Source organism: Neisseria sp. HMSC070H10 (genome assembly GCF_001837635.1).
Taxonomy (GTDB): domain Bacteria; phylum Pseudomonadota; class Gammaproteobacteria; order Burkholderiales; family Neisseriaceae; genus Neisseria; species Neisseria subflava_A.
The window spans coordinates 1-20852 of the sequence record NZ_KV833346.1; the positions used below are offsets into that span (position 1 = coordinate 1).

33 protein-coding genes, 3 tRNA genes and 1 CRISPR repeat array are annotated in these 20852 nt (G+C 43.0%); of the genes, 3 read left to right on the forward strand and 33 right to left on the reverse strand.

Annotated elements, in window-relative coordinates; genetic code table 11:
• Positions 1-274 precede the first annotated feature (274 nt).
• From cas9 to cas2, 3 genes are all read left to right on the forward strand, one after another.
• Complete coding sequence (gene cas9 / locus HMPREF2606_RS00005; protein WP_070843101.1) at positions 275-3553, forward strand: type II CRISPR RNA-guided endonuclease Cas9; 3279 nt, start codon at positions 275-277, stop codon at positions 3551-3553.
• 66 nt (positions 3554-3619) lie between these two features.
• Positions 3620-4534 (forward strand): type II CRISPR-associated endonuclease Cas1, encoded by a 915-nt coding sequence (gene cas1 / locus HMPREF2606_RS00010; RefSeq protein ID WP_070843102.1) that lies wholly within the window; start codon positions 3620-3622, stop codon positions 4532-4534.
• Positions 4527-4853: a CRISPR-associated endonuclease Cas2 gene (cas2, locus tag HMPREF2606_RS00015; RefSeq protein ID WP_033912916.1), complete on the forward strand. Its 327-nt coding sequence runs from the start codon at positions 4527-4529 to the stop codon at positions 4851-4853. The genes cas1 and cas2 overlap by 8 nt, the downstream gene beginning before the upstream one ends.
• Before the next feature lie 62 nt (positions 4854-4915).
• Positions 4916-5217: direct repeats of the CRISPR family, unit length 38 nt; unit sequence TATTGTAGCACTGCGAAATGAGAAAGGGAGCTACAACA.
• 45 nt (positions 5218-5262) lie between these two features.
• Here cas2 and rplQ read toward each other — a convergent pair.
• The 33 genes from rplQ to HMPREF2606_RS00175 form a co-directional block, all read right to left on the reverse strand.
• Positions 5263-5637 (reverse strand): 50S ribosomal protein L17, encoded by a 375-nt coding sequence (gene rplQ, locus HMPREF2606_RS00020; protein WP_003684792.1) that lies wholly within the window; start codon positions 5635-5637, stop codon positions 5263-5265.
• Positions 5638-5661: 24 nt separating this feature from the next.
• Complete coding sequence (rpoA, locus tag HMPREF2606_RS00025; RefSeq protein WP_003749298.1) at positions 5662-6648, reverse strand: DNA-directed RNA polymerase subunit alpha; 987 nt, start codon at positions 6646-6648, stop codon at positions 5662-5664.
• 25 nt (positions 6649-6673) lie between these two features.
• Positions 6674-7294 (reverse strand): 30S ribosomal protein S4, encoded by a 621-nt coding sequence (rpsD, locus tag HMPREF2606_RS00030; RefSeq protein ID WP_003749296.1) that lies wholly within the window; start codon positions 7292-7294, stop codon positions 6674-6676.
• Positions 7295-7313: 19 nt separating this feature from the next.
• On the reverse strand, positions 7314-7709 hold the full coding sequence (rpsK, locus tag HMPREF2606_RS00035; RefSeq protein ID WP_002216249.1) for a 30S ribosomal protein S11: 396 nt from the start codon (positions 7707-7709) through the stop codon (positions 7314-7316).
• A gap of 19 nt (positions 7710-7728) precedes the next feature.
• Positions 7729-8091, reverse strand: a complete 363-nt coding sequence (gene rpsM / locus HMPREF2606_RS00040) for a 30S ribosomal protein S13 (RefSeq protein ID WP_003749295.1) — start codon at positions 8089-8091, stop codon at positions 7729-7731.
• A gap of 67 nt (positions 8092-8158) precedes the next feature.
• Entirely contained in the window at positions 8159-8272 is a 114-nt protein-coding gene (gene rpmJ, locus HMPREF2606_RS10460) for a 50S ribosomal protein L36 (RefSeq protein WP_003697674.1), read from the reverse strand.
• Positions 8273-8290: 18 nt separating this feature from the next.
• Entirely contained in the window at positions 8291-8509 is a 219-nt protein-coding gene (gene infA, locus HMPREF2606_RS00045) for a translation initiation factor IF-1 (RefSeq protein ID WP_003684714.1), read from the reverse strand.
• Between the two features lie 4 nt (positions 8510-8513).
• Positions 8514-9827 (reverse strand): preprotein translocase subunit SecY, encoded by a 1314-nt coding sequence (gene secY, locus HMPREF2606_RS00050; protein WP_070583503.1) that lies wholly within the window; start codon positions 9825-9827, stop codon positions 8514-8516.
• A 13-nt stretch (positions 9828-9840) separates the two neighbouring features.
• Positions 9841-10275 (reverse strand): 50S ribosomal protein L15, encoded by a 435-nt coding sequence (rplO, locus tag HMPREF2606_RS00055; RefSeq protein ID WP_070712764.1) that lies wholly within the window; start codon positions 10273-10275, stop codon positions 9841-9843.
• Between the two features lies 1 nt (position 10276).
• Positions 10277-10462, reverse strand: coding sequence for a 50S ribosomal protein L30 (gene rpmD / locus HMPREF2606_RS00060; protein WP_003684808.1), 186 nt, complete (start codon positions 10460-10462; stop codon positions 10277-10279).
• Complete coding sequence (gene rpsE, locus HMPREF2606_RS00065) at positions 10455-10973, reverse strand: 30S ribosomal protein S5 (protein WP_003684704.1); 519 nt, start codon at positions 10971-10973, stop codon at positions 10455-10457. The genes rpmD and rpsE overlap by 8 nt, the downstream gene beginning before the upstream one ends.
• 17 nt (positions 10974-10990) lie before the next feature.
• Positions 10991-11344: a 50S ribosomal protein L18 gene (rplR, locus tag HMPREF2606_RS00070; protein WP_070583498.1), complete on the reverse strand. Its 354-nt coding sequence runs from the start codon at positions 11342-11344 to the stop codon at positions 10991-10993.
• 13 nt (positions 11345-11357) lie between these two features.
• Positions 11358-11891: a 50S ribosomal protein L6 gene (rplF, locus tag HMPREF2606_RS00075; RefSeq protein WP_070583496.1), complete on the reverse strand. Its 534-nt coding sequence runs from the start codon at positions 11889-11891 to the stop codon at positions 11358-11360.
• A 13-nt stretch (positions 11892-11904) separates the two neighbouring features.
• Complete coding sequence (gene rpsH, locus HMPREF2606_RS00080; RefSeq protein WP_003684738.1) at positions 11905-12297, reverse strand: 30S ribosomal protein S8; 393 nt, start codon at positions 12295-12297, stop codon at positions 11905-11907.
• A gap of 14 nt (positions 12298-12311) precedes the next feature.
• Entirely contained in the window at positions 12312-12617 is a 306-nt protein-coding gene (gene rpsN, locus HMPREF2606_RS00085; protein WP_003684736.1) for a 30S ribosomal protein S14, read from the reverse strand.
• A 2-nt stretch (positions 12618-12619) separates the two neighbouring features.
• Positions 12620-13159, reverse strand: coding sequence for a 50S ribosomal protein L5 (gene rplE / locus HMPREF2606_RS00090; RefSeq protein WP_003684750.1), 540 nt, complete (start codon positions 13157-13159; stop codon positions 12620-12622).
• 9 nt (positions 13160-13168) lie between these two features.
• Complete coding sequence (gene rplX, locus HMPREF2606_RS00095) at positions 13169-13492, reverse strand: 50S ribosomal protein L24 (protein ID WP_036493506.1); 324 nt, start codon at positions 13490-13492, stop codon at positions 13169-13171.
• Positions 13493-13503: 11 nt separating this feature from the next.
• Positions 13504-13872 carry a 50S ribosomal protein L14 gene (rplN, locus tag HMPREF2606_RS00100; RefSeq protein ID WP_002215434.1) on the reverse strand — a complete coding sequence of 123 codons (369 nt, stop codon included), beginning with the start codon at positions 13870-13872 and terminating at the stop codon, positions 13504-13506.
• Between the two features lie 227 nt (positions 13873-14099).
• On the reverse strand, positions 14100-14363 hold the full coding sequence (gene rpsQ, locus HMPREF2606_RS00105) for a 30S ribosomal protein S17 (protein ID WP_003684766.1): 264 nt from the start codon (positions 14361-14363) through the stop codon (positions 14100-14102).
• Positions 14363-14554: a 50S ribosomal protein L29 gene (rpmC, locus tag HMPREF2606_RS00110; RefSeq protein ID WP_003684705.1), complete on the reverse strand. Its 192-nt coding sequence runs from the start codon at positions 14552-14554 to the stop codon at positions 14363-14365. The genes rpsQ and rpmC overlap by 1 nt, the downstream gene beginning before the upstream one ends.
• The gene (gene rplP, locus HMPREF2606_RS00115; protein ID WP_003684741.1) at positions 14554-14970 is read right to left on the reverse strand and encodes a 50S ribosomal protein L16; all 417 of its coding nucleotides are present in this window, start codon (positions 14968-14970) and stop codon (positions 14554-14556) included. Before rplP ends, rpmC begins: the two co-directional genes overlap by 1 nt.
• Positions 14954-15646 carry a 30S ribosomal protein S3 gene (gene rpsC, locus HMPREF2606_RS00120; protein ID WP_003684753.1) on the reverse strand — a complete coding sequence of 231 codons (693 nt, stop codon included), beginning with the start codon at positions 15644-15646 and terminating at the stop codon, positions 14954-14956. Before rpsC ends, rplP begins: the two co-directional genes overlap by 17 nt.
• Positions 15647-15655: 9 nt before the next feature.
• On the reverse strand, positions 15656-15985 hold the full coding sequence (gene rplV, locus HMPREF2606_RS00125) for a 50S ribosomal protein L22 (protein ID WP_003749277.1): 330 nt from the start codon (positions 15983-15985) through the stop codon (positions 15656-15658).
• An 8-nt stretch (positions 15986-15993) separates the two neighbouring features.
• Positions 15994-16272, reverse strand: coding sequence for a 30S ribosomal protein S19 (gene rpsS, locus HMPREF2606_RS00130; protein WP_002215422.1), 279 nt, complete (start codon positions 16270-16272; stop codon positions 15994-15996).
• 5 nt (positions 16273-16277) lie between these two features.
• Entirely contained in the window at positions 16278-17111 is an 834-nt protein-coding gene (gene rplB / locus HMPREF2606_RS00135) for a 50S ribosomal protein L2 (RefSeq protein ID WP_003684813.1), read from the reverse strand.
• Positions 17112-17116: 5 nt separating this feature from the next.
• Positions 17117-17431, reverse strand: a complete 315-nt coding sequence (gene rplW / locus HMPREF2606_RS00140; protein WP_002243944.1) for a 50S ribosomal protein L23 — start codon at positions 17429-17431, stop codon at positions 17117-17119.
• On the reverse strand, positions 17428-18048 hold the full coding sequence (gene rplD / locus HMPREF2606_RS00145; RefSeq protein WP_003684798.1) for a 50S ribosomal protein L4: 621 nt from the start codon (positions 18046-18048) through the stop codon (positions 17428-17430). The genes rplW and rplD overlap by 4 nt, the downstream gene beginning before the upstream one ends.
• Positions 18048-18692 carry a 50S ribosomal protein L3 gene (gene rplC / locus HMPREF2606_RS00150; protein ID WP_004464584.1) on the reverse strand — a complete coding sequence of 215 codons (645 nt, stop codon included), beginning with the start codon at positions 18690-18692 and terminating at the stop codon, positions 18048-18050. The genes rplD and rplC overlap by 1 nt, the downstream gene beginning before the upstream one ends.
• Positions 18693-18943: 251 nt before the next feature.
• Positions 18944-19255 carry a 30S ribosomal protein S10 gene (gene rpsJ, locus HMPREF2606_RS00155; RefSeq protein ID WP_002642322.1) on the reverse strand — a complete coding sequence of 104 codons (312 nt, stop codon included), beginning with the start codon at positions 19253-19255 and terminating at the stop codon, positions 18944-18946.
• Positions 19256-19272: 17 nt separating this feature from the next.
• Positions 19273-20457 (reverse strand): elongation factor Tu, encoded by a 1185-nt coding sequence (gene tuf / locus HMPREF2606_RS00160; RefSeq protein ID WP_004520187.1) that lies wholly within the window; start codon positions 20455-20457, stop codon positions 19273-19275.
• Between the two features lie 50 nt (positions 20458-20507).
• Positions 20508-20582: transfer RNA gene (locus HMPREF2606_RS00165), tRNA-Thr, on the reverse strand.
• 9 nt (positions 20583-20591) lie between these two features.
• A tRNA-Gly gene (locus tag HMPREF2606_RS00170) sits at positions 20592-20665 on the reverse strand.
• 32 nt (positions 20666-20697) lie between these two features.
• A tRNA-Tyr gene (locus HMPREF2606_RS00175) sits at positions 20698-20781 on the reverse strand.
• Between the last annotated feature and the right edge of the window lie 71 nt (positions 20782-20852).

Here is a 20852-nt window from a genome sequence, read left to right on the forward strand (position 1 = left end):
CTGTTGGGGAAGGGCTTTTTTGCAAAGGTCTCGGCCTTTTTAATCCCTGCCATTTAGACAAAACGATGCCCCTTAAAGCAGAAGCCTTAAGGGGCAGAGCGTTGCGGCACATCTTTTCAGACGGCCTTATTGTAGCAACGTTTCTCATTTCGCAGTGCAACAATATATTCAAATTCTAATTCCAAATCGGCACCCAGTCAAGCATTTCATTTGCATAGTAATACTTACCTAGGATATATTTATACTTACCAAACATCACATTACGGAGAAACTGATGGCTGCATTCAAACCCAACCCAATCAACTACATCCTCGGCCTCGATATCGGCATCGCATCCGTCGGCTGGGCGATGGTAGAAATTGACGAAGAAGAAAAACCCATCCGCCTGATTGATTTAGGCGTGCGCGTATTTGAGTGTGCAGAAGTTCCGAAAACAGGTGACTCTCTCGCAGCGGCAAGACGCTTGGCACGCAGTGTTCGCCGCCTGACTCGCCGTCGCGCCCATCGCCTGCTTCGGGCCCGCCGCCTATTGAAACGCGAAGGCGTATTACAAGCCGCCGATTTTGACGAAAACAGCTTGATCAAATCCTTGCCGAATACACCGTGGCAACTTCGCGCAGCCGCATTAGACCACAAACTGACGCCTTTAGAGTGGTCGGCAGTCTTGTTGCATTTAATCAAACACCGCGGCTATTTGTCGCAAAGAAAAAACGAGGGCGAAACTGCCGATAAGGAGCTTGGCGCTTTGCTTAAAGGCGTAGCCGACAATGCCCATGCCTTACAGACAGGCGATTTCCGCACACCGGCCGAATTGGCTTTAAATAAATTTGAAAAGGAAAGCGGCCATATCCGCAACCAGCGCGGCGATTATTCGCATACGTTCAGCCGCAAAGATTTGCAGGCAGAGCTGAATTTACTGTTTGAAAAACAAAAAGAATTTGGCAATCCTCATGTTTCAGACGGCCTTAAAGAAGGTATTGAAACCCTGCTGATGACGCAAAGAGATTCCATTCCTGATGAAAGTGCTATTCTGCGGATGCAAGGAAAATGTACTTTTGAAAAAAATAAATCTAGGGCAGCAAAACATAGTTGGAGCGCAGAACGTTTTATATGGTTAAGCAAGTTGGCTAATTTAAGGATAACGGATGAATTTGGCACTAGGAAATTAACTGAAATAGAACGTCAAATACTTATAGATCTTCCATATAAATTAAAGACCGTCAGCTATCAACAAGTAAGGAATGCCTTAACCTCCCTTTCTCCCAATGCTCTTTTTAATATCGGATATCATAAAAAAGATAAAAAAGGGGAGATAAAATCATCAGATAAAATTGAAAAAGATACGAAATTCATGGAAATGAAATTCTGGCACAAAATTAAGGAAACTTTAGAAGGGAATGGAAGAAAAACAGAATGGCAGAGCCTTTCAAGCAATCATAATTTACTAGATGAAATCGGAACAGTTTTTACCATCTGTAAAAATGATGAGAGAAGAAAAGTCCTCTTGACCGGTAAGATAAAAGAAGATCAAGATATTCTTGATATTTTGTGTGATCATGTTGATTTTACATGCACTGTGAATTTATCTTTAGAAGCATTGAAAAATATCCTTCCTTTTATGGAACAAGGTGATGACTACGATACTGCCTGGAGAAAAGTTTATCCTCCGCAATCAACTAAAAAAGAATCTGTTCTGCCGCCCATCCCTGCCGACGAAATCCGCAACCCAGTCGTCTTGCGCGCCTTATCTCAAGCCAGAAAAGTCATTAACGGCGTGGTTCGGCGTTACGGCTCCCCTGCGCGTATCCATATTGAAACAGCAAGGGAAGTGGGTAAATCGTTCAAAGACCGTAAAGAAATTGAAAAACGCCAAGAAGAAAACCGTAAAGACCGTGAAAAATCCGCTACTGAATTCCGAGAGTATTTCCCCAATTTTATCGGCGAACCCAAGTCCAAAGATATTCTGAAACTGCGCCTGTACAAGCAACAACACGGCAAATGCCTGTATTCGGGCAAAGAAATCAACTTAGGCCGTCTGAACGAAATAGGCTATGTCGAAATCGACCATGCCCTGCCGTTCTCGCGCACATGGGACGACAGTTTCAACAATAAAGTGCTGGTATTGGGCAGCGAAAACCAAAACAAAGGCAACCAAACCCCTTACGAATACTTCAATGGCAAAGATAACAGCCGCGAATGGCAGGAATTTAAAGCGCGTGTCGAAACCAGCCGTTTTCCTCGCAGTAAAAAACAACGGATTCTGCTGCAAAAATTCGACGAAGACAGCTTTAAAAAACGCAATCTGAACGATACGCGCTACGTCAACCGTTTCCTGTGCCAATTTATTGCCGACCGTATGCGGCTGACAGGTAAAGGTAAAAGACGTATCTTTGCATCCAATGGACAAATTACCAATCTGTTGCGCGGCTTTTGGGGATTACGCAAAGTGCGTGCGGGAAACGACCGCCATCACGCCTTGGACGCCGTCGTCGTTGCTTGCTCGACCGTTGCCATGCAGCAGAAAATTACCCGTTTTGTACGCTATAAAGAGATGAACGCGTTTGACGGTAAAACCATAGATAAAGAAACAGGAGAAGTGCTGCATCAAAAAGCACATTTCCCGCAACCTTGGGAATTTTTCGCACAAGAAGTCATGATTCGCGTCTTCGGCAAACCGGACGGCAAACCCGAATTTGAAGAAGCGGATACCCCCGAAAAACTGCGTACCCTGCTCGCAGAAAAATTATCCTCTCGTCCCGAAGCCGTACACGAATACGTTACGCCACTGTTTGTTTCACGCGCGCCCAATCGGAAGATGAGCGGTGCACATAAAGATACTTTGAGATCTGCTAAACGATTTGTTAAACATAATGAAAAAATTAGTGTTAAACGAGTATGGTTAACCGAAATCAAGTTGGCCGACCTTGAAAATATGGTTAATTATAAAAATGGTAGGGAGATTGAATTATATGAGGCTCTTAAGGCACGTTTAGGGGCATATGGAGGTAATGCTAAACAAGCATTTGACCCTAAGGACAATCCGTTTTATAAAAAGGGGGGACAACTGGTTAAAGCTGTGAGGGTCGAAAAAACCCAAGAGAGCGGAGTCTTATTAAACAAAAAAAATGCTTATACCATTGCAGATAATGGAGACATGGTACGTGTTGATGTGTTCTGTAAAGTGGATAAGAAAGGAAAAAATCAGTATTTTATTGTTCCCATCTATGCTTGGCAGGTTGCTGAAAACATTCTTCCCGATATTGATTGTAAAGGATACCGGATTGATGATAGCTATACATTCTGTTTTAGCTTGCATAAGTATGATCTGATTGCTTTTCAGAAAGATGAAAAATCTAAAGTAGAATTCGCCTACTATATCAACTGTGATAGCTCTAATGGACGATTCTATTTAGCTTGGCATGATAAAGGCTCTAAAGAACAGCAATTCCGTATTAGTACCCAAAATCTTGTATTGATGCAAAAATACCAAATCGATGAACTGGGCAAAGAAATCAGACCATGCCGTCTGAAAAAACGCCCGCCTGTCCGCTAAATTAATCTATCCCTGTTTCAGACGGCCTGAAGCAGGGATTTTTTATATCAAAATAAGGGGAAAAACATGACTTGGCGCAGCCTGCTCATTCAAAATGGCGGCAAACTATCCTTGCAATGCCGGCAACTGCTGATTCAACAAAACGGCGAGTCCCATACCGTACCATTAGAAGACATCGCCGTTATCATCATCGAAAACCGCGAAACCCTGATTACTGCCCCGCTCCTATCAGCCTTAGCCGAGCATGGCTCAACCCTGCTGACCTGCGACGAGCAGTTCCTCCCCTGCGGACAATGGCTGCCTTATGCCCAATATCACCGCCAACTTAAAATCCTCAAGCTGCAGCTGAATATAAGCGAACCCTTAAAAAAGCAACTCTGGCAACATATCGTCCGTCAAAAAATCCTGAATCAAGCATTTGTCGCAGACGAAACAGGCAATGATCTTGCAGCCAAACGGCTGCGCACTTTGGCATCTGAAGTCCGTTCAGGCGATACAGGAAACCGTGAAGCCCAAGCTGCCGCCCTCTACTTCCAAGCCCTCTTTGGGGAAAAATTTACCCGTAATGACAACAACGCCGTCAATACCGCATTGAACTACACCTACGCCGTGCTCCGTGCAGCAGTTGCACGCGCCCTGACCTTATATGGCTGGTTGCCTGCATTAGGCTTGTTTCATAGAAGCGAATTGAATCCATTCAATCTTGCCGATGACTTTATCGAGCCCTTACGCCCATTGGCCGACCTGGTCGTTATACATTTGCATGAACAAGGCTGTCTGAAAACTGATCTGACCCCTAACATCAAACAAAACCTTATCAAGACCCTTCACTGTCAAATCTGCATCGAACGGCAACATTTCAGCACCTTGGCTGCCATCGACAAAATGATTTCTTCATTTCAAGTCAGCGTAACTAACAAAAATGCCAAACAGCTGAAGCTGCCTGAAATCTTGCCATTAAAAGAATACCAATATGAGTGAGGCCAAATTTATGAGGATTATCGTCTTCTTCGACCTACCGGTTACCACAGCGGCCAAGCGCAAAGCTGCCAATCAATTCCGCCAGTTTCTATTAAAAGATGGATACCAAATGCTCCAACTTTCTGTATACAGCCGTATTGTCAAAGGTCGAGATTCGTTGCAAAAACACCACAATAGGCTATGTGCAAACCTACCGCAAGAAGGCTCAATCCGCTGTTTGGAAGTAACAGAAAAGCAATATGCCACCATGAAACTGCTGTTGGGAGAGCTGAAAACCCAAGAAAAAAGGGTAAATTCCGACCAACTATTATTATTTTAAGCTCATTTTATTAGACAAAATAAAACGGGAAACCCTTATAGAATAAGGATTTCCCATCGAAGTATTGTAGCACTGCGAAATGAGAAAGGGAGCTACAACTTGCAAATCCGCCTCAATCTCCGGCTTCATATTGTAGCACTGCGAAATGAGAAAGGGAGCTACAACACAAGTTAAGCCACCTGCACCCAAGCTACAATTGTAGCACTGCGAAATGAGAAAGGGAGCTACAACACCATCGCAAACGCAGCACATGAACATTGTATTGTAGCACTGCGAAATGAGAAAGGGAGCTACAACACAAGAAAAAAGCCCAGTTTCGGCGGTCTTATTGTAGCACTGCGAAATGAGAAAGGGGCCATCCAAATAAAAAAGCACCACCTAAACAGGTAGTGCTTTCATATTAATGTGCTTATTCAGCAGAATCAGCTGCTTTATCAACCAATTCAACCAATGCCAAAGGAGCATTGTCGCCTTTACGGAAACCGTATTTCAGTACACGAACATAGCCGCCGTTACGAGCAGCAAAGCGTGGACCCAATTCGTCAAACAATTTAACTACAACATCACGATCGCGAGTGCGGTCAAAAGCCAAACGACGGTTTGCCAAAGAAGGTTTTTTACCCAAGGTAATCAAGGGCTCAACTACGCGGCGCAATTCTTTTGCTTTAGGCAAAGTTGTCACGATGGTTTCGTGAGTCAACAAGGAATTCGCCATATTGCGCAGCATCGCAGCACGGTGGCTGCTAGTACGGTTTAATTTGCGGTTGCCATTACGATGACGCATGTCATTATCCTTTAATCTTCAAACTTACGGCTTTTCTAAGCCTACAGGCGGCCAAGCTTCTAATTTGGAACCTAATGTCAGACCTTTAGAGGCCAACACTTCTTTGATCTCATTCAAAGATTTACGACCCAAATTAGGGGTCTTGAGAAGCTCGGTTTCAGTACGTTGAATCAAATCGCCAATATAGTAAATATCTTCAGCTTTCAGACAATTAGCTGAACGTACGGTTAATTCCAAATCATCTACAGGACGCAGCAAGATAGGATCGATAGGAGGCGCTTTTTCTTCAACCTCTTCAACCGGAGTACCTTGCAGATCTGCAAAAATAGACATTTGGTCAATTAAGATACGTGCGGCACTACGTACAGCTTCTTCTGGATCAATAGAACCATTGGTTTCAATATCCAAAACCAATTTATCCAAATCCGTGCGTTGCTCTACGCGTGCAGGTTCAACTTCAAAGCTAACACGACTGATGGGCGAAAAGCTCGCATCCAACTGAATCGCACCAATCTGTTTATTCTCATCACGCAATACGCGACGACCTGAAACAGATTGATAACCACGACCTTGCTCTACTTTAATTTCCATGTCGATTTGACCATTGTCGGACAAGTGGCAAATAACATGTTCAGGATTGATGATTTCCACATCGTGTGGCAAATCAATATCACCAGCTACAACAGCACCGGCACCTGCTTTTTTCAAAGTCAACTGAACTTGATTACGACCGTGAAGCTTAAATACGATACCTTTGATGTTCAAGAGAACGTCAACAACATCCTCCTGAACACCATCAATAGTAGAGTATTCGTGCAATACGCCAGAAATAACTACTTCAGTTGGGGCAAAGCCATTCATGGATGACAGTAAGATACGACGCAAAGCATTACCTAAAGTATGACCAAAACCACGCTCAAATGGCTGCATAGACACCTTAGCTCGAGTAGAAGACAAGGTATCTACATCGATTTGACGAGGTTTCAAAAATTCGGTTGTGCTATTTTGCATTTAACTGTCCCTCATTGAGCTAGCATTATTTAGAGTAGAACTCTACCACCAGCTGTTCATTAATATCGCCAGACAATTCTGAGCGATCCGGCATATTTTTGAATACACCTTCCAATTTGTCGGCATCAACAGATACCCAGCTTGGCAAGCCAATTTGAGTAGCCAAGCTCAATGCCTCTTGGATACGTACTTGTTTCTTAGCTTTTTCACGAACAGCTACAACATCGCCTGCTTTAACTTGGAAAGAAGGGATATTAACAACCTGACCGTTTACAACGATAGCTTTATGAGAAACCAATTGACGTGCTTCAGCGCGGGTAGAGCCAAAACCCATACGATAAACGACATTGTCCAAACGGGACTCCAGCAATTGCAACAGCAATTCACCGGTAGAACCTTTACGACGATCAGCTTCCGCAAAGTAACGACGGAATTGGCGTTCTAACACGCCATAAATACGACGGATTTTTTGTTTTTCACGCAATTGCAAACCGTAGTCTGACAAACGTGGTTTTTTCGCACCGTGCTGACCAGGTGCAGAATCCATTTTACATTTTGAATCTAAAGAGCGACGTGCACTCTTCAAAAACAGATCCGTACCTTCGCGACGTGCTAATTTACATTTAGGGCCAATATAACGTGCCATGTTTTAAATCACTCCAATATTAAATACGACGTTTTTTAGGCGGACGGCAACCGTTATGAGGCAACGGGGTAACGTCAGTAATGCTGGTAATCTTGAAACCAAGAGCGTTTAAAGCACGTACAGAAGATTCGCGACCAGGGCCAGGGCCTTTAATGCGGACTTCTAAATTTTTAACGCCATACTCTTGGGCAACTTTACCAGCTGCTTCTGCTGCAACTTGTGCTGCAAATGGTGTACTTTTACGAGAACCTTTAAAACCAGCGCCGCCAGAGGTAGCCCAAGACAATGCATTGCCTTGACGGTCAGTGATTGTAATGATGGTATTGTTGAAAGATGCATGAACGTGCACAATACCCTCGCTTACGGTTTTACGTACTTTTTTACGTACACGCGAAGCTGTGTTTGCTTTAGCCATTAATCAAATTCCTTAAAATTTATTTCTTACCGGCAATCGCTTTGCGCGGACCTTTACGGGTACGGGCATTTGTGCGAGTGCGTTGACCACGACAAGGCAAGCCACGACGATGACGGAAGCCACGATAGCAACCCATATCCATCAGTCGTTTAATGCTCATCGTTACTTCACGACGCAAATCACCTTCAACTTCATATTTAGCAACTTGCTCACGCAAAGCGTCTAATTGAGCCTCGTCCAAATCTTTTGCTTTAGTAGTAGGAGCAATATTTGCTGCCTCACAAATCAATTTAGCACGAGTCGCACCAATACCATAAATAGCCTGAAGGCCAATTACGATATGGGCATTATTAGGGATATTTACCCCTGCAATACGAGCCATATTTTTTCCTTTTTAGGGCAAAGTATGTCACTATACCACAAAATCAATAGTTAAGAAAACTAGCTTCTTAACCTTGACGTTGTTTGTGACGTGGGTCAGTACAAATTACGCGAACTACACGATTACGACGAATAATCTTGCAATTGCGACAAATTTTCTTTACAGAAGGTTGTACACGCATTTTATTTCCTTTTATCGTTTATCTTGCTCGGAAAACAATCCGAGCACGGGTTAAATCATAAGGAGTTAATTCAACTGTTACCTTATCACCTGGAGAAATACGAATATAGTGCATTCGCATTTTTCCAGATATATGACCAAGTACTACATGATCATTTTCCAGTTTTACTTTAAATGTTGCATTGGGCAAAGTCTCAAGGATTTCGCCCTGCATCTGTATGGTATCTTCTTTAGCCATAAGCCTACTTACGTGACAAAGATTTCATATCTGGACGACTCATCAAGTCTTCATACTGACTACTCATTCGATATGAATTGATTTGTGTCCTAAAATCCATTGTAACGACAACCAAAATAAGCAAAGATGTTCCACCTAAATAGAAAGGAACCTTCAATGCCGTCGTTAAAAATTCAGGTATCAGACAGATTGTAGTAATGTACAAAGCACCAAACAATGTCAGTCTTAGTACCACTTTTTCCAAATATCTAGAGGTTTGCTCACCTGGGCGAATACCCGGCACAAATGCACCACTCTTCTTCAAATTTTCAGCCATCTCTTTAGGGCTAAATACTAAAGCAGTATAGAAATAGCAGAAAAAGATGATAGTTGTGGCAAATAATACAATATACAAAGGATGTCCGTGTTGCAGCATTGCAGCAACCTTATGAAGAACAGAATTCGTACTATTTGAACCAAACCAACCTAAAAGTGTAGATGGAAATAAAATGATACTGGAAGCAAAAATAGGAGGAATAACACCTGCCATATTTAGCTTGAACGGCATATGAATGCTTTGCCCCGGCATCATTCCAGAGCCAAACTGTCTTTTAGCATAATGCACAGGAACTTTACGCTGAGCACTCTCAAAATAAACTACAGCATAGATCAACAGCAAAATACCAATCACAATTGATACCGCCATCAACATACTCATAGAGCCTTGTTCAGTCAAAGTTAATAACCGAACAATACCGGATGGGATACCCGATACAATGCCTGCTGTAATAATTAAAGAAATACCATTACCAATACCACGCTCGGTAATTTGCTCCCCTAACCACATCAGAAACATAGTACCTGTAACCAAACAGACTACTGTAGAAATATGAAACTCAAGCGAACTCGTTACAACAACACCTTGTTGATAAACAAATGTTGCAACACCAAAGCTTTGCAATACAGCCAATAATACCGTCCCATACCTAGTATATTTCGTAATTATTTTCCTACCAGCCTCACCTTCCTTCTTTAAAGCTTTTAAAGAAGGAACAATTTCAGAAGCAAGCTGAACAATAATCGATGCCGAAATATAAGGCATGATACCAATTGCAAATATACTAAAGCGCTCCAACGAACCACCCGAGAACATATTTAACATTCCGAATATGCCGTTTGCAGCGCCTTCGTATAACTTAGCTAATGCAACAGCATCTACGCCCGGTACCGGTATATGAGCACCAATACGGAAAACAACTAAAGCACCTAAAAGGAACACCAGACGTTTTTTCAGATCACCAAATTTGGATAATCCTGATAAAGATTGTTGATTAGCCACTGTAGTGCGAGCCTTATTCTTCTACTTTACCACCGGCAGCTTCAATAGCAGCTTTAGCACCTTTAGTAGCTTTTACACCTTTCAAGGTAACTGCTTTTGAGATTTCACCAGAAGCAATAACTTTTACATTAGAAGCAGTTGCAGGAATCAGACCAGCTTGTTTAAGAACCAAGACATCAATCTCGTTCACAGCAATCAGATCCAATTCACTTAAACGAACTTCAGCATTAGCGGCAGCAGTCAAAGATTTGAAACCACGCTTCGGCAGACGGCGTTGCAAAGGCATTTGACCGCCTTCAAAACCTACCTTGTGGAAGCCACCAGAACGGCTTTTTTGACCTTTATGACCACGACCACCTGTCTTACCCAAGCCGCTACCAATACCACGGCCTACACGACGACTAGCGTGAGTAGCACCCTCAGCAGGTTGAATAGTATTCAAAAACATATTAAGACTCCACTTTCAACAAGTAGCTGATTTTATTGATCATGCCACGGTTTTCAGGGGTATCCAAAACCTCCACAGTATGCTCACGGCGGCGTAAACCTAAACCACGAGCACATGCACGATGAGATTCAATTGTACCGATCAGGCTCTTAACCAATGTAACTTTAATCTTTTTTTGCTCAGTCATGGTTAGCTCCCAAAATATCTTCTACTGTCAAGCCACGTTTAGCAGCAATATCAGCAGGGGTATACAGTTTAGACAAACCGTCTAATGTAGCACGTACAATATTGTAAGGGTTAGTAGAACCATGTACTTTAGCTGAGATGTTATGGATACCCATAGCATCAAATACTAAACGCATTGGACCACCAGCTTTTACACCGCTACCTTCTTTAGCAGGTTGCATAAATACCTTAGTAGCACCATGACGACCAATAACTTCATGATGAATAGTACCGTTTTTCAAAGGCACTTTAATCATAGAGCGTCGAGCTTGATCCATTGCTTTTTGAACAGCAACTGGTACTTCTTTTGATTTACCTTTACCCATACCGATGCGACCATCACCATCACCAACAACAGTCAGTGCAGAGAAAGCCATGATACGGCCACCTTTAACTACTTTAGTCACGCGATTAACTGCGACCATCTTTTCAATCAGTCCGTCACCGCGTTCTTCAATTTCATGTTTTGCCATCTGAAAGTCTCCAAATATTAGAAGCTTAAACCATTTTCACGTGCAGCTTCAGCCAAAGCTTTCACACGACCGTGATATTGGAAACCTGAACGGTCAAAAGCAACTTTTTCAACACCCACTGCTTTAGCTTTTTCAGCAATACGCTTACCAACTACAGCTGCTGCTTCAACGTTGCCACCTGATTTCAGGCTACTACGTACTTCAGCTTCCAATGTAGAGGCTTGAGCCAATACTTTATCACCTTCAGCACTAATTACTTGAGCATAAATATGATTATTGCTGCGGAACACACATAATCTTACCATTTTCAAGTCCGCAATACGCGCACGGGTTTTGCGTGCACGACGGAGTCGGGTTGTATGTTTATCCATTAGTGAACCTCAATTATTTTTTCTTGGCTTCTTTCATCACTACTACTTCACCTACATAACGAATACCTTTACCTTTATAAGGCTCAGGAGAACGGAATGCACGAATTTCAGCAGCGACTTGGCCAACCACTTGTTTATCTGCACCAGTCAAAACGATTTCTGTTTGGCTAGGAGTTTGAACGGAAACACCTTCAGGCATTTCATATACGATTGGATGAGAGAAACCCAAAGACAGGTTCAAAACTTTACCTTGAGCTTGGGCACGATAACCCACACCAATCAATTGAAGTTTTTTCTCAAAACCTTCAGAAACACCCTTAACCATGTTATTAACCAATGCACGAGCAGTACCAGACATAGCATTAGCCTGTTTACTGTCATTTTTTGCAGCAAAAGTCAATTTACCATCGTTCAGTTCAATAGCAACATCGGAATGCAAAGGAAAAGACAATTCGCCGTTTTTACCTTTGATAACCAATGCATCTGTTCCGAATTTTACTTCTACACCAGCAGGAACAGTCACTGGGTTTTTTGCGACGCGTGACATTTACTTTTCTCCACTAGGCTACGATGCACAACAACTCACCACCCACACCCTCAGAACGGGCTTTGCGATCAGTCATTACACCTTTAGAAGTACTAACAATAGCGACACCCAGGCCATTCATTACGCTAGGGATCTCACTTGATGCTTTGTAAATACGCAAACCTGGACGTGAAACACGTTTAATTTGCTCAATCACAGGACGACCTGCATAGTATTTCAATTGAATTTCCAATACCGGTTTTGCATCAGCAGAAACCGCAAAATCCTCGATATAACCTTCTTCTTTCAGAACTTTTGCAATTGCACATTTCAGTTTAGAGGAAGGCATGGCAACTGCTGCTTTATTAGCACGTTGCGCATTGCGAATACGAGTCAACATATCGGAAATAGGATCATGCATACTCATTATTTATACTCCTATTACCAGCTAGCTTTAACAACACCAGGGATCTCGCCACGCATAGCGATTTCACGGATTTTAATACGGCCCAAACCAAATTTACGGAAAGTGCCACGAGGACGACCTGTTAAAGCACAACGACGACGTTGACGTACAGGTGCTGCATTACGAGGAATGGATTGAAATTTCAAACGTGCTTCAAAACGTTCTTCTTCAGTCGCATTAGCATCATTAATAACAGCGAAAATTGCCTCACGTTTAGCTGCAAACTTTTTCGCCAATGCTTGACGTTTCAGCTCACGATTAATAAGTGCTTTCTTAGCCATGATTATCCTTTAAACGGAAACTTGAACAGTGACAACAAAGCTTTCGCTTCTTCATCAGTTTTTGCAGTAGTTGTAATAGTAATATTCAAACCACGCAAAGCATCGATTTTATCGTATTCAATTTCCGGGAAAATAATTTGCTCACGAACGCCCATATTGTAATTGCCACGACCATCAAATGATTTACCGCTTACACCACGGAAGTCACGTACGCGAGGCAACGCAATAGTAATCAAACGATCCAAGAATTCAAACATTTGATCACGACGCAAAGTTACTTTGCAACCAACTGGATAGTTATCACGGATTTTAAAACCCGCGATAGATTTACGAGCAACAGTAACAACTGGTTTTTGACCAGCAATTTTCTCTAAATCAGAAACAGCGTGTTCCATAACTTTTTTATCAGCAACAGCTTCACCCACACCCATATTCAAGGTGATTTTTTCAATACGTGGAACTTCCATTACTGATTTGTAACCAAATTGTTTAACCAATTCAGGAACAACTGTATCTTTATAAAACTCTCTCAAACGAGCCATGTTATCTCCTTATGCTCCAATGATAGAGCCATTTGATTTGAAGAAACGAACGCGTTTAACTTTGCCTTCATTTTCAATCAGCTTAATACCAACACGGTCTGCTTTATTAGTTTCCGGATTCAGGATTGCAACATTAGAAATATCCAAAGGCATTTCTTTAGTAATAATGCCACCCTCAATACCGCGCATTGGATTAGGTTTTTGATGGCGTTTTACAACATTAACACCCTCAACAACAACTTTATCACCCAATACTCGAACTACTTGACCTTGCTTACCTTTATCTTTACCGGTAATCACTACAACCTGATCGCCTTTAATGATTTTATTCATCGCGCTATTCCTTATAATACTTCAGGCGCCAATGAAACGATTTTCATAAATCGCTCAGTACGCAATTCACGGGTTACCGGACCAAAAATACGAGTACCCAGAGGTTCAAGTTTATTATTCAACAACACAGCAGCATTGTTATCGAATTTAATTAACGCACCATCAGGACGACGCACACCCTTAGCAGTACGAACAACTACCGCATTGTATACATCACCTTTTTTGACACGACCACGTGGGGCTGCATCTTTAACTGCAACTTTAATAATATCGCCAACAGAAGCGTAGCGACGCTTAGATCCGCCTAATACTTTGATGCACATTACGCGACGCGCACCAGAGTTATCAGCCACATCTAAGATGGTCTGCATTTGAATCATATTAGTACCTTTAAATTAACCAACTTAATTTACCACTTTCATATAACTCGCACCTTACTTTAAGCTGCTTATTAAATGAAACCATCACGGTTCTAGTAAACCAGTCTTGGATCCCGAAGGGAGAGAAACTTCCATAAGAAGCTGGAAGATAAGAAACGAAGTTTACACGCAAATTAACTTTGCTGCAAGACTTCGTTTCTTATTAAGCTACATTACTGTGTTTTAAATCAAACAGTACGCGCTTTCTCAACCAATTCTTTTACAACCCAAGACTTGGTTTTTGACAAAGGACGAGATTCCTCGATTACCACTACATCACCAATGCCATATTGATTGTTTTCATCATGAGCATGGATTTTAGTTGATAAACGAATAATTTTACCGTACAGAGGGTGTTTAACTTTACGTTCAACCAATACTGTAACAGTTTTGTCCATTTTGTCGCTTACCACTTTGCCTTGCAAAGTACGAACATTTTTAGCTTCGCTCATTACTTAGCACCTTTTTCAGTTAAAATGGTTTTAATACGAGCAATATCGCGACGTACACGTTTCAACTCGCTAGATTTACCCAACTGACCGGTTGCATTTTGCATGCGTAAGCCAAACTGAGCTTTCAACAAGTCCAACAAATCAGAGTTTAATTGCTCAATAGATTTGTCTTTCAATTCATTTGCTTTCATTATTGACCCACCTGTCTTACTACAAAGGTTGTAGGAATAGGCAATTTGGCAGCGGCCAATTCAAATGCTTCACGAGCCAAAGACTCAGGAACACCGTCCATTTCGTACAATACTTTGCCTGGTTTAACTTCAGCAATGTAATATTCCACATTACCTTTACCGCCACCCATACGGACTTGGATAGGTTTCTCAGTAATTGGTTTATCAGGGAATACACGAATCCAAATACGACCGCCACGTTTAATATGACGAGTCATAGTACGACGAGCAGCTTCGATTTGGCGGGCAGTCAAACGACCACGGCCTACGGCTTTCAAACCGAACTCACCGAAACTTACTTTGTTACCGCGAGTAGCAATACCGGTATTACGACCTTTTTGTTGCTTGCGATATTTCAGTCTAGTTGGCTGCAGCATTACGTCCACCTGCCTTTCTTTGTTTCTTCTCATGCTCAGGTTTAGAAGATTTAATATTACCTTCTGTATAAACCCAAACTTTCAGACCCAGCACACCATAAGTGGTGTGTGCTTCGCTAGTTGCATAATCTACGTTCGCACGCAAAGTATGCAAAGGCACACGACCTTCACGGTACCATTCGCTACGAGCGATATCTGCACCATTCAGACGGCCTGAAGTCATGATCTTGATGCCTTTAGCACCAGAACGCATTGCATTTTGCATTGCACGTTTCATAGCGCGACGGAATTGAACACGTTTTTCAAGCTGCTGGGCAATACCATCAGCAATGATTTGTGCATCCAATTCAGGACGACGAATCTCTTCAATATTTACATGAACAGGCACACCCATCAGAGCTTGCAAGTCACGCTTCAAGATTTCAATATCCTCACCTTTTTTACCAATAACCACACCTGGACGAGCAGAGTGAATGGTAATACGTGCAGATTTAGCAGGACGCTCGATCACTACGCGACCAACTGAAGCATTAGCCAGTTTTTTACGCAAGTAGTTACGAACATCAATATCTTGTTTCAAAACAGTAGAAAAGTCGGTGCTTTTAGCAAACCATTTTGAAGCCCAGTCTTTAGTTACCGCCAGGCGAAAGCCTGTAGGGTTAATCTTTTGTCCCATAGCTTTTCCTTAGTTGCCCACTGTCACATTAATATGACAAGTTTGTTTCTCGATGCGGTTACCGCGACCTTTGGCACGAGCTTGGAAACGTTTCAAGCTTGGGCCTTTGTCAACAAAGATAGTTACCACTTTCAATTCGTCAATATCAGCACCATTGTTGTGCTCGGCATTGGCGATTGCTGATTCCAATACTTTTTTAATCAGCTCAGCACCTTTTTTAGGGCTGAATGCCAAGATATTCAAAGCTTGGGCAACGTCTTTACCACGAATTAAATCAGCCACCAAACGAGCTTTTTGAGCTGAAATACGGGCGTTTTTATGTTGTGCACTTACTCTCATGATTCACCTTATTTCTTTTTAGCCTTTTTATCAGCCAAGTGGCCTTTAAAGGTACGGGTCAATGAGAACTCACCCAATTTATGACCAACCATATTGTCGCTGATGAACACAGGCACGTGAGTGCGACCGTTGTGAACAGCGATAGTTAGACCGATAAAATCAGGCAAAATGGTAGAACGACGTGACCAAGTTTTAATTGGGCGTTTGTCGTTGCTTGCACGAGCAGCATCTACTTTTTTCAGCAAATGCAGGTCTACATATGGGCCTTTTTTTAATGAACGAGCCATACTAATTAACCTTTATTTGAGTAACGACGACGAACAATCATGTTATCCGTGCGTTTGTTATTACGAGTGCGGTAGCCCTTAGCAGGAGTACCCCATGGGCTAACCGGTTCGCGAGCCTCACCAGTACGGCCTTCACCACCACCATGTGGGTGATCAACAGGGTTCATTACAACACCACGAACGGTCGGACGAATACCACGCCAGCGGTTAGCACCAGCTTTACCGATTTTTTTCAGGCTTTGTTCTTCGTTACCAACTTCACCGATAGTTGCACGGCAATTTACGCTAATTTTGCGTACTTCACCAGAACGCAAACGAACTTGTGCGTAAGCACCTTCTTTTGCAAGCAATACCGCAGAAGCACCAGCAGAACGCGCAATTTGCGCACCTTTACCTGGTTTCATTTCGATACAGTGAATAGTTGTACCAACAGGAATATTGCGGATCGGCAGAGTGTTACCTACTTTGATAGCAGCCTCAGCACCGGAAACCAATACTGCACCTGCTTGAATACCACGAGGAGCAATGATGTAGCGACGCTCACCATCTGCATAGCACAACAGTGCGATAAATGCAGTACGGTTAGGGTCATATTCGATACGCTCTACTTTCGCAGGGATACCGTCTTTGTTACGTTTGAAATCTACAACGCGGTAATGATGTTTATGGCCACCACCTTTATGACGGGTAGTGATATGACCATTGTTGTTACGACCGGCAGTAGAATTTTTCTTTTCCAGCAGAGGTGCATAAGGTGCACCTTTGTGCAAACCTTCTGTTACCACGCGAACCATGCCGCGACGGCCTGCAGAGGTCGGCTTCATTTTAACGATTGCCATTTTGTTTATTCCTTATCTGCAGCTGCAGCAGCGGCTTCCAAATCCAACTCTTGACCGGCAGCCAGGCTTACATAAGCCTTTTTAACATCACTGCGACGACCTAAAGTACGACCAAAACGTTTAACTTTACCTTTAATGGTAACAGTAGTAACGTCTGCAACTTGAACGCCGAACAGCAGCTCAACAGCCGCTTTAATTTCAGGTTTGGTTGCATTTGCCAAAACTTTAAACGTCATTTGGTTACGTTTTTCAGCCAATACGTTGCTTTTTTCAGAAACGATAGGTGCCAAGATTACTTGAGTCAAACGTTGTTGATTCATACCCATTGCTCCTCTAATTGTGCAACTGCATCTTTAGTGATAACGACTTTTTTGTAACGCAGCAAGCTGTAAGGATCAACTTGTTGAGCTTCCAAAACTAATACGTTAGGCAAGTTGCGTGAAGCCAAGTAAACATTCTCGTCGAGCTGTTTAGTTACAAACAGAACTTGCTCCAAACCCAAGTTTTTCACTTGTTCGGCAAAAACTTTGGTTTTAGGAGTTTCAGCAGTCAATGCTTCGATTGCAAATAAACGTTCATCACGAGCCAGTTGGGATAAAATAGTCGCCATACCGGCACGATACATTTTACGGTTCACTTTTTGAGTGAAGTTTTCGTCAGGTTTGTTTGGGAATGCACGACCACCTTTACGCCACAGCGGAGAAGAAGTCATACCAGAACGAGCACGACCGGTACCTTTTTGGCGCCATGGCTTTTTAGTAGAGTGGTTTACTTCGGCACGAGTTTTTTGAGCACGATTACCAGAACGGGCATTTGCCAAGTAAGCAGTAACCAGTTGGTGAACCAAAGCTTCATTGTATTCACGAGCAAACAAAGCATCAGAAACAGCCAAGCTGCCAGATACTTGTCCTTTAGCGTCAATTACTTTCAATTCCATTACGCACCTACTTTCACGCTAGGACGAACCACGACGTCGCTGTTAACCGAACCCGGAACAGCACCTTTAACCAACAAGAGTTGGCGTTCAGCATCAACACGTACAACTTCCAATTTTTGAACAGTTGCTTTAGTGTTACCGTATTGACCTGCCATACGTTTACCAGGGAACACGCGACCAGGGTCTTGTGCCATACCGATAGAACCAGGAACACGGTGAGAACGGGAGTTACCGTGGGAAGTACGTTGAGCACCGAAGTTATGACGTTTGATCGTACCAGAGAAACCTTTACCTTTAGAGGTACCGGTTACATCTACCAATTGACCAACTTCAAACATAGAAACGGTAATTTCATCACCGGCTTTCAATTCAGCCAGTTTTTCTTCAGTCAAAGCAAACTCAACCAAACCGCGACCAGCTTCAACACCTGCTTTAGCAAAGTGACCGGCTTCAGTTTTGTTGACACGATTAGCTTTTTTCTGACCAAAGGTAACTTGTACAGCAGTGTAGCCGTCAGTATCTTTGGATTTCACTTGTGTAACGCGGTTGGCAGACATATCCAAAACGGTTACCGGAACAGAAACACCCTGTTCGTCGAACACGCGAGTCATACCAACTTTGCGTCCAACCAGACCTAAAGTCATGATTATTTTCCTTTTAAGTAAAGGGGCGGGCTACGATTGGCCTGCCTTTCAGACAAAGTTAAACTTGATACGGATGTACCAAGTCCGCCATTATAATTGACAAATCAAAGAAATATCAACAAAAATTTCAATTTTACTTCTTAAACCCATCATTTTTTTCGGATGAAGTGTTGCCAAATATCTGAAAATTTTCAGACGGCCTAAGAATTCTATAAAAAACCGAACAGCCAAACTGTTCGGTTTTTTAGTTCTTATTGAACTTTAATTTCTACATCCACACCTGCTGGAAGATCCAGTTTCATCAGTGCATCAGTAGTTTTGTCAGTCCAATCCACGATGTCCATCAGACGCAAGTGGGTACGGATTTCCAATTGTTCACGAGAAGTTTTGTTCACGTGAGGAGAACGCAAGATGTTGAAACGTTCGATTTTAGTTGGCAAAGGAATCGGACCTTTAACAACAGCGCCAGTACGTTTGGCAGTTTCAACAATTTCTTGCGCAGAACGGTCAATCAGACTGTAATCATAAGCTTTCAGGCGGATACGGATTTTTTGGTTTGCCATTTATCAATATCCCTCAATTAAGCAATTACAGAAGAAACCACACCCGCACCTACGGTACGACCACCTTCGCGAATCGCAAAGCGCAGACCTTCTTCCATAGCGATTGGCGCAATCAGTTCTACAGTAATGGTCACGTTCTCACCTGGCATTACCATTTCTACGCCTTCTTCCAAAGTAACTGCACCAGTTACGTCAGTAGTACGGAAGTAGAATTGTGGACGGTAGTTAGCGAAGAATGGAGTGTGACGACCACCCTCTTCTTTGCTCAGTACGTATACTTCTGCTTTGAACTTGGTGTGAGGAGTGATAGTACCTGGTTTAGCCAATACTTGACCACGCTCTACGTCTTCACGTTTAGTACCACGCAGCAATACGCCTACGTTGTCACCCGCTTGACCTTCGTCCAGCAGTTTGCGGAACATTTCAACGCCGGTGCAAGTGGTTTTTTGGGTTTCTTTCAAACCTACGATTTCGATCTCGTCACCAACGTGGATGATACCGCGCTCTACACGACCGGTTACTACTGTACCACGGCCAGAGATAGAGAATACGTCTTCGATAGGCAACAAGAAAGGTTTGTCCACAGCACGCTCAGGTGTTGGGATGTAGCTGTCCAAGGCAGCAGCCAATTCGAAGATTTTTTCTTCGTAACCAGCGTCACCTTCCAAAGCTTTCAGTGCAGAACCTTGTACGATTGGGCAGTCGTCGCCAGGGAAGTCGTAGCTTGACAACAAGTCACGGATTTCCATTTCAACCAGTTCCAACAGCTCGGCATCGTCAACCATGTCGCATTTGTTCATGAATACGATGATGTAAGGTACACCTACTTGGCGAGCCAACAGGATGTGTTCGCGAGTTTGAGGCATAGGACCGTCAGCGGCAGAACATACCAAGATCGCGCCGTCCATTTGGGCAGCACCGGTAATCATGTTTTTAACGTAGTCGGCGTGGCCCGGGCAGTCTACGTGTGCGTAGTGACGGGTTTCAGTTTCGTATTCTACGTGTGAGGTATTAATGGTAATACCACGAGCTTTTTCTTCAGGAGCGTTGTCGATTTGGTCGTAAGCTTTTGCAGCGCCACCGAATTTTTTAGCCAAAATAGTAGTCAAAGCAGCAGTCAGAGTGGTTTTACCATGGTCAACGTGACCGATGGTGCCAACGTTTACGTGCGGTTTGCTACGTTCAAATTTTTCCTTAGCCATGGCAATATCCTATAATCTAAGCTTTTTGAAAATAAAGGGTAATAATGAGATGGTGCCCATGGGCAGATTTGAACTGCCGACCTCTCCCTTACCAAGGGAGTGCTCTACCCCTGAGCTACATGGGCGAAATTGTTTGGAGCGGGTGAAGGGAATCGAACCCTCACCGTAAGCTTGGAAGGCTTCTGCTCTACCATTGAGCTACACCCGCATACTCACTTTTTTGCTCCAAGTAAGAATTTTTGGTGGAGGGAGAAGGATTCGAACCTTCGAAGCTCACGCAACAGATTTACAGTCTGCCCCCTTTGACCGCTCGGGAATCCCTCCAAAAGAGAACGTCAGTTTATTGGCAACTCAGATTTCCGTCAAGATTTTTTTTCATTTATTTCTTTAAAAAT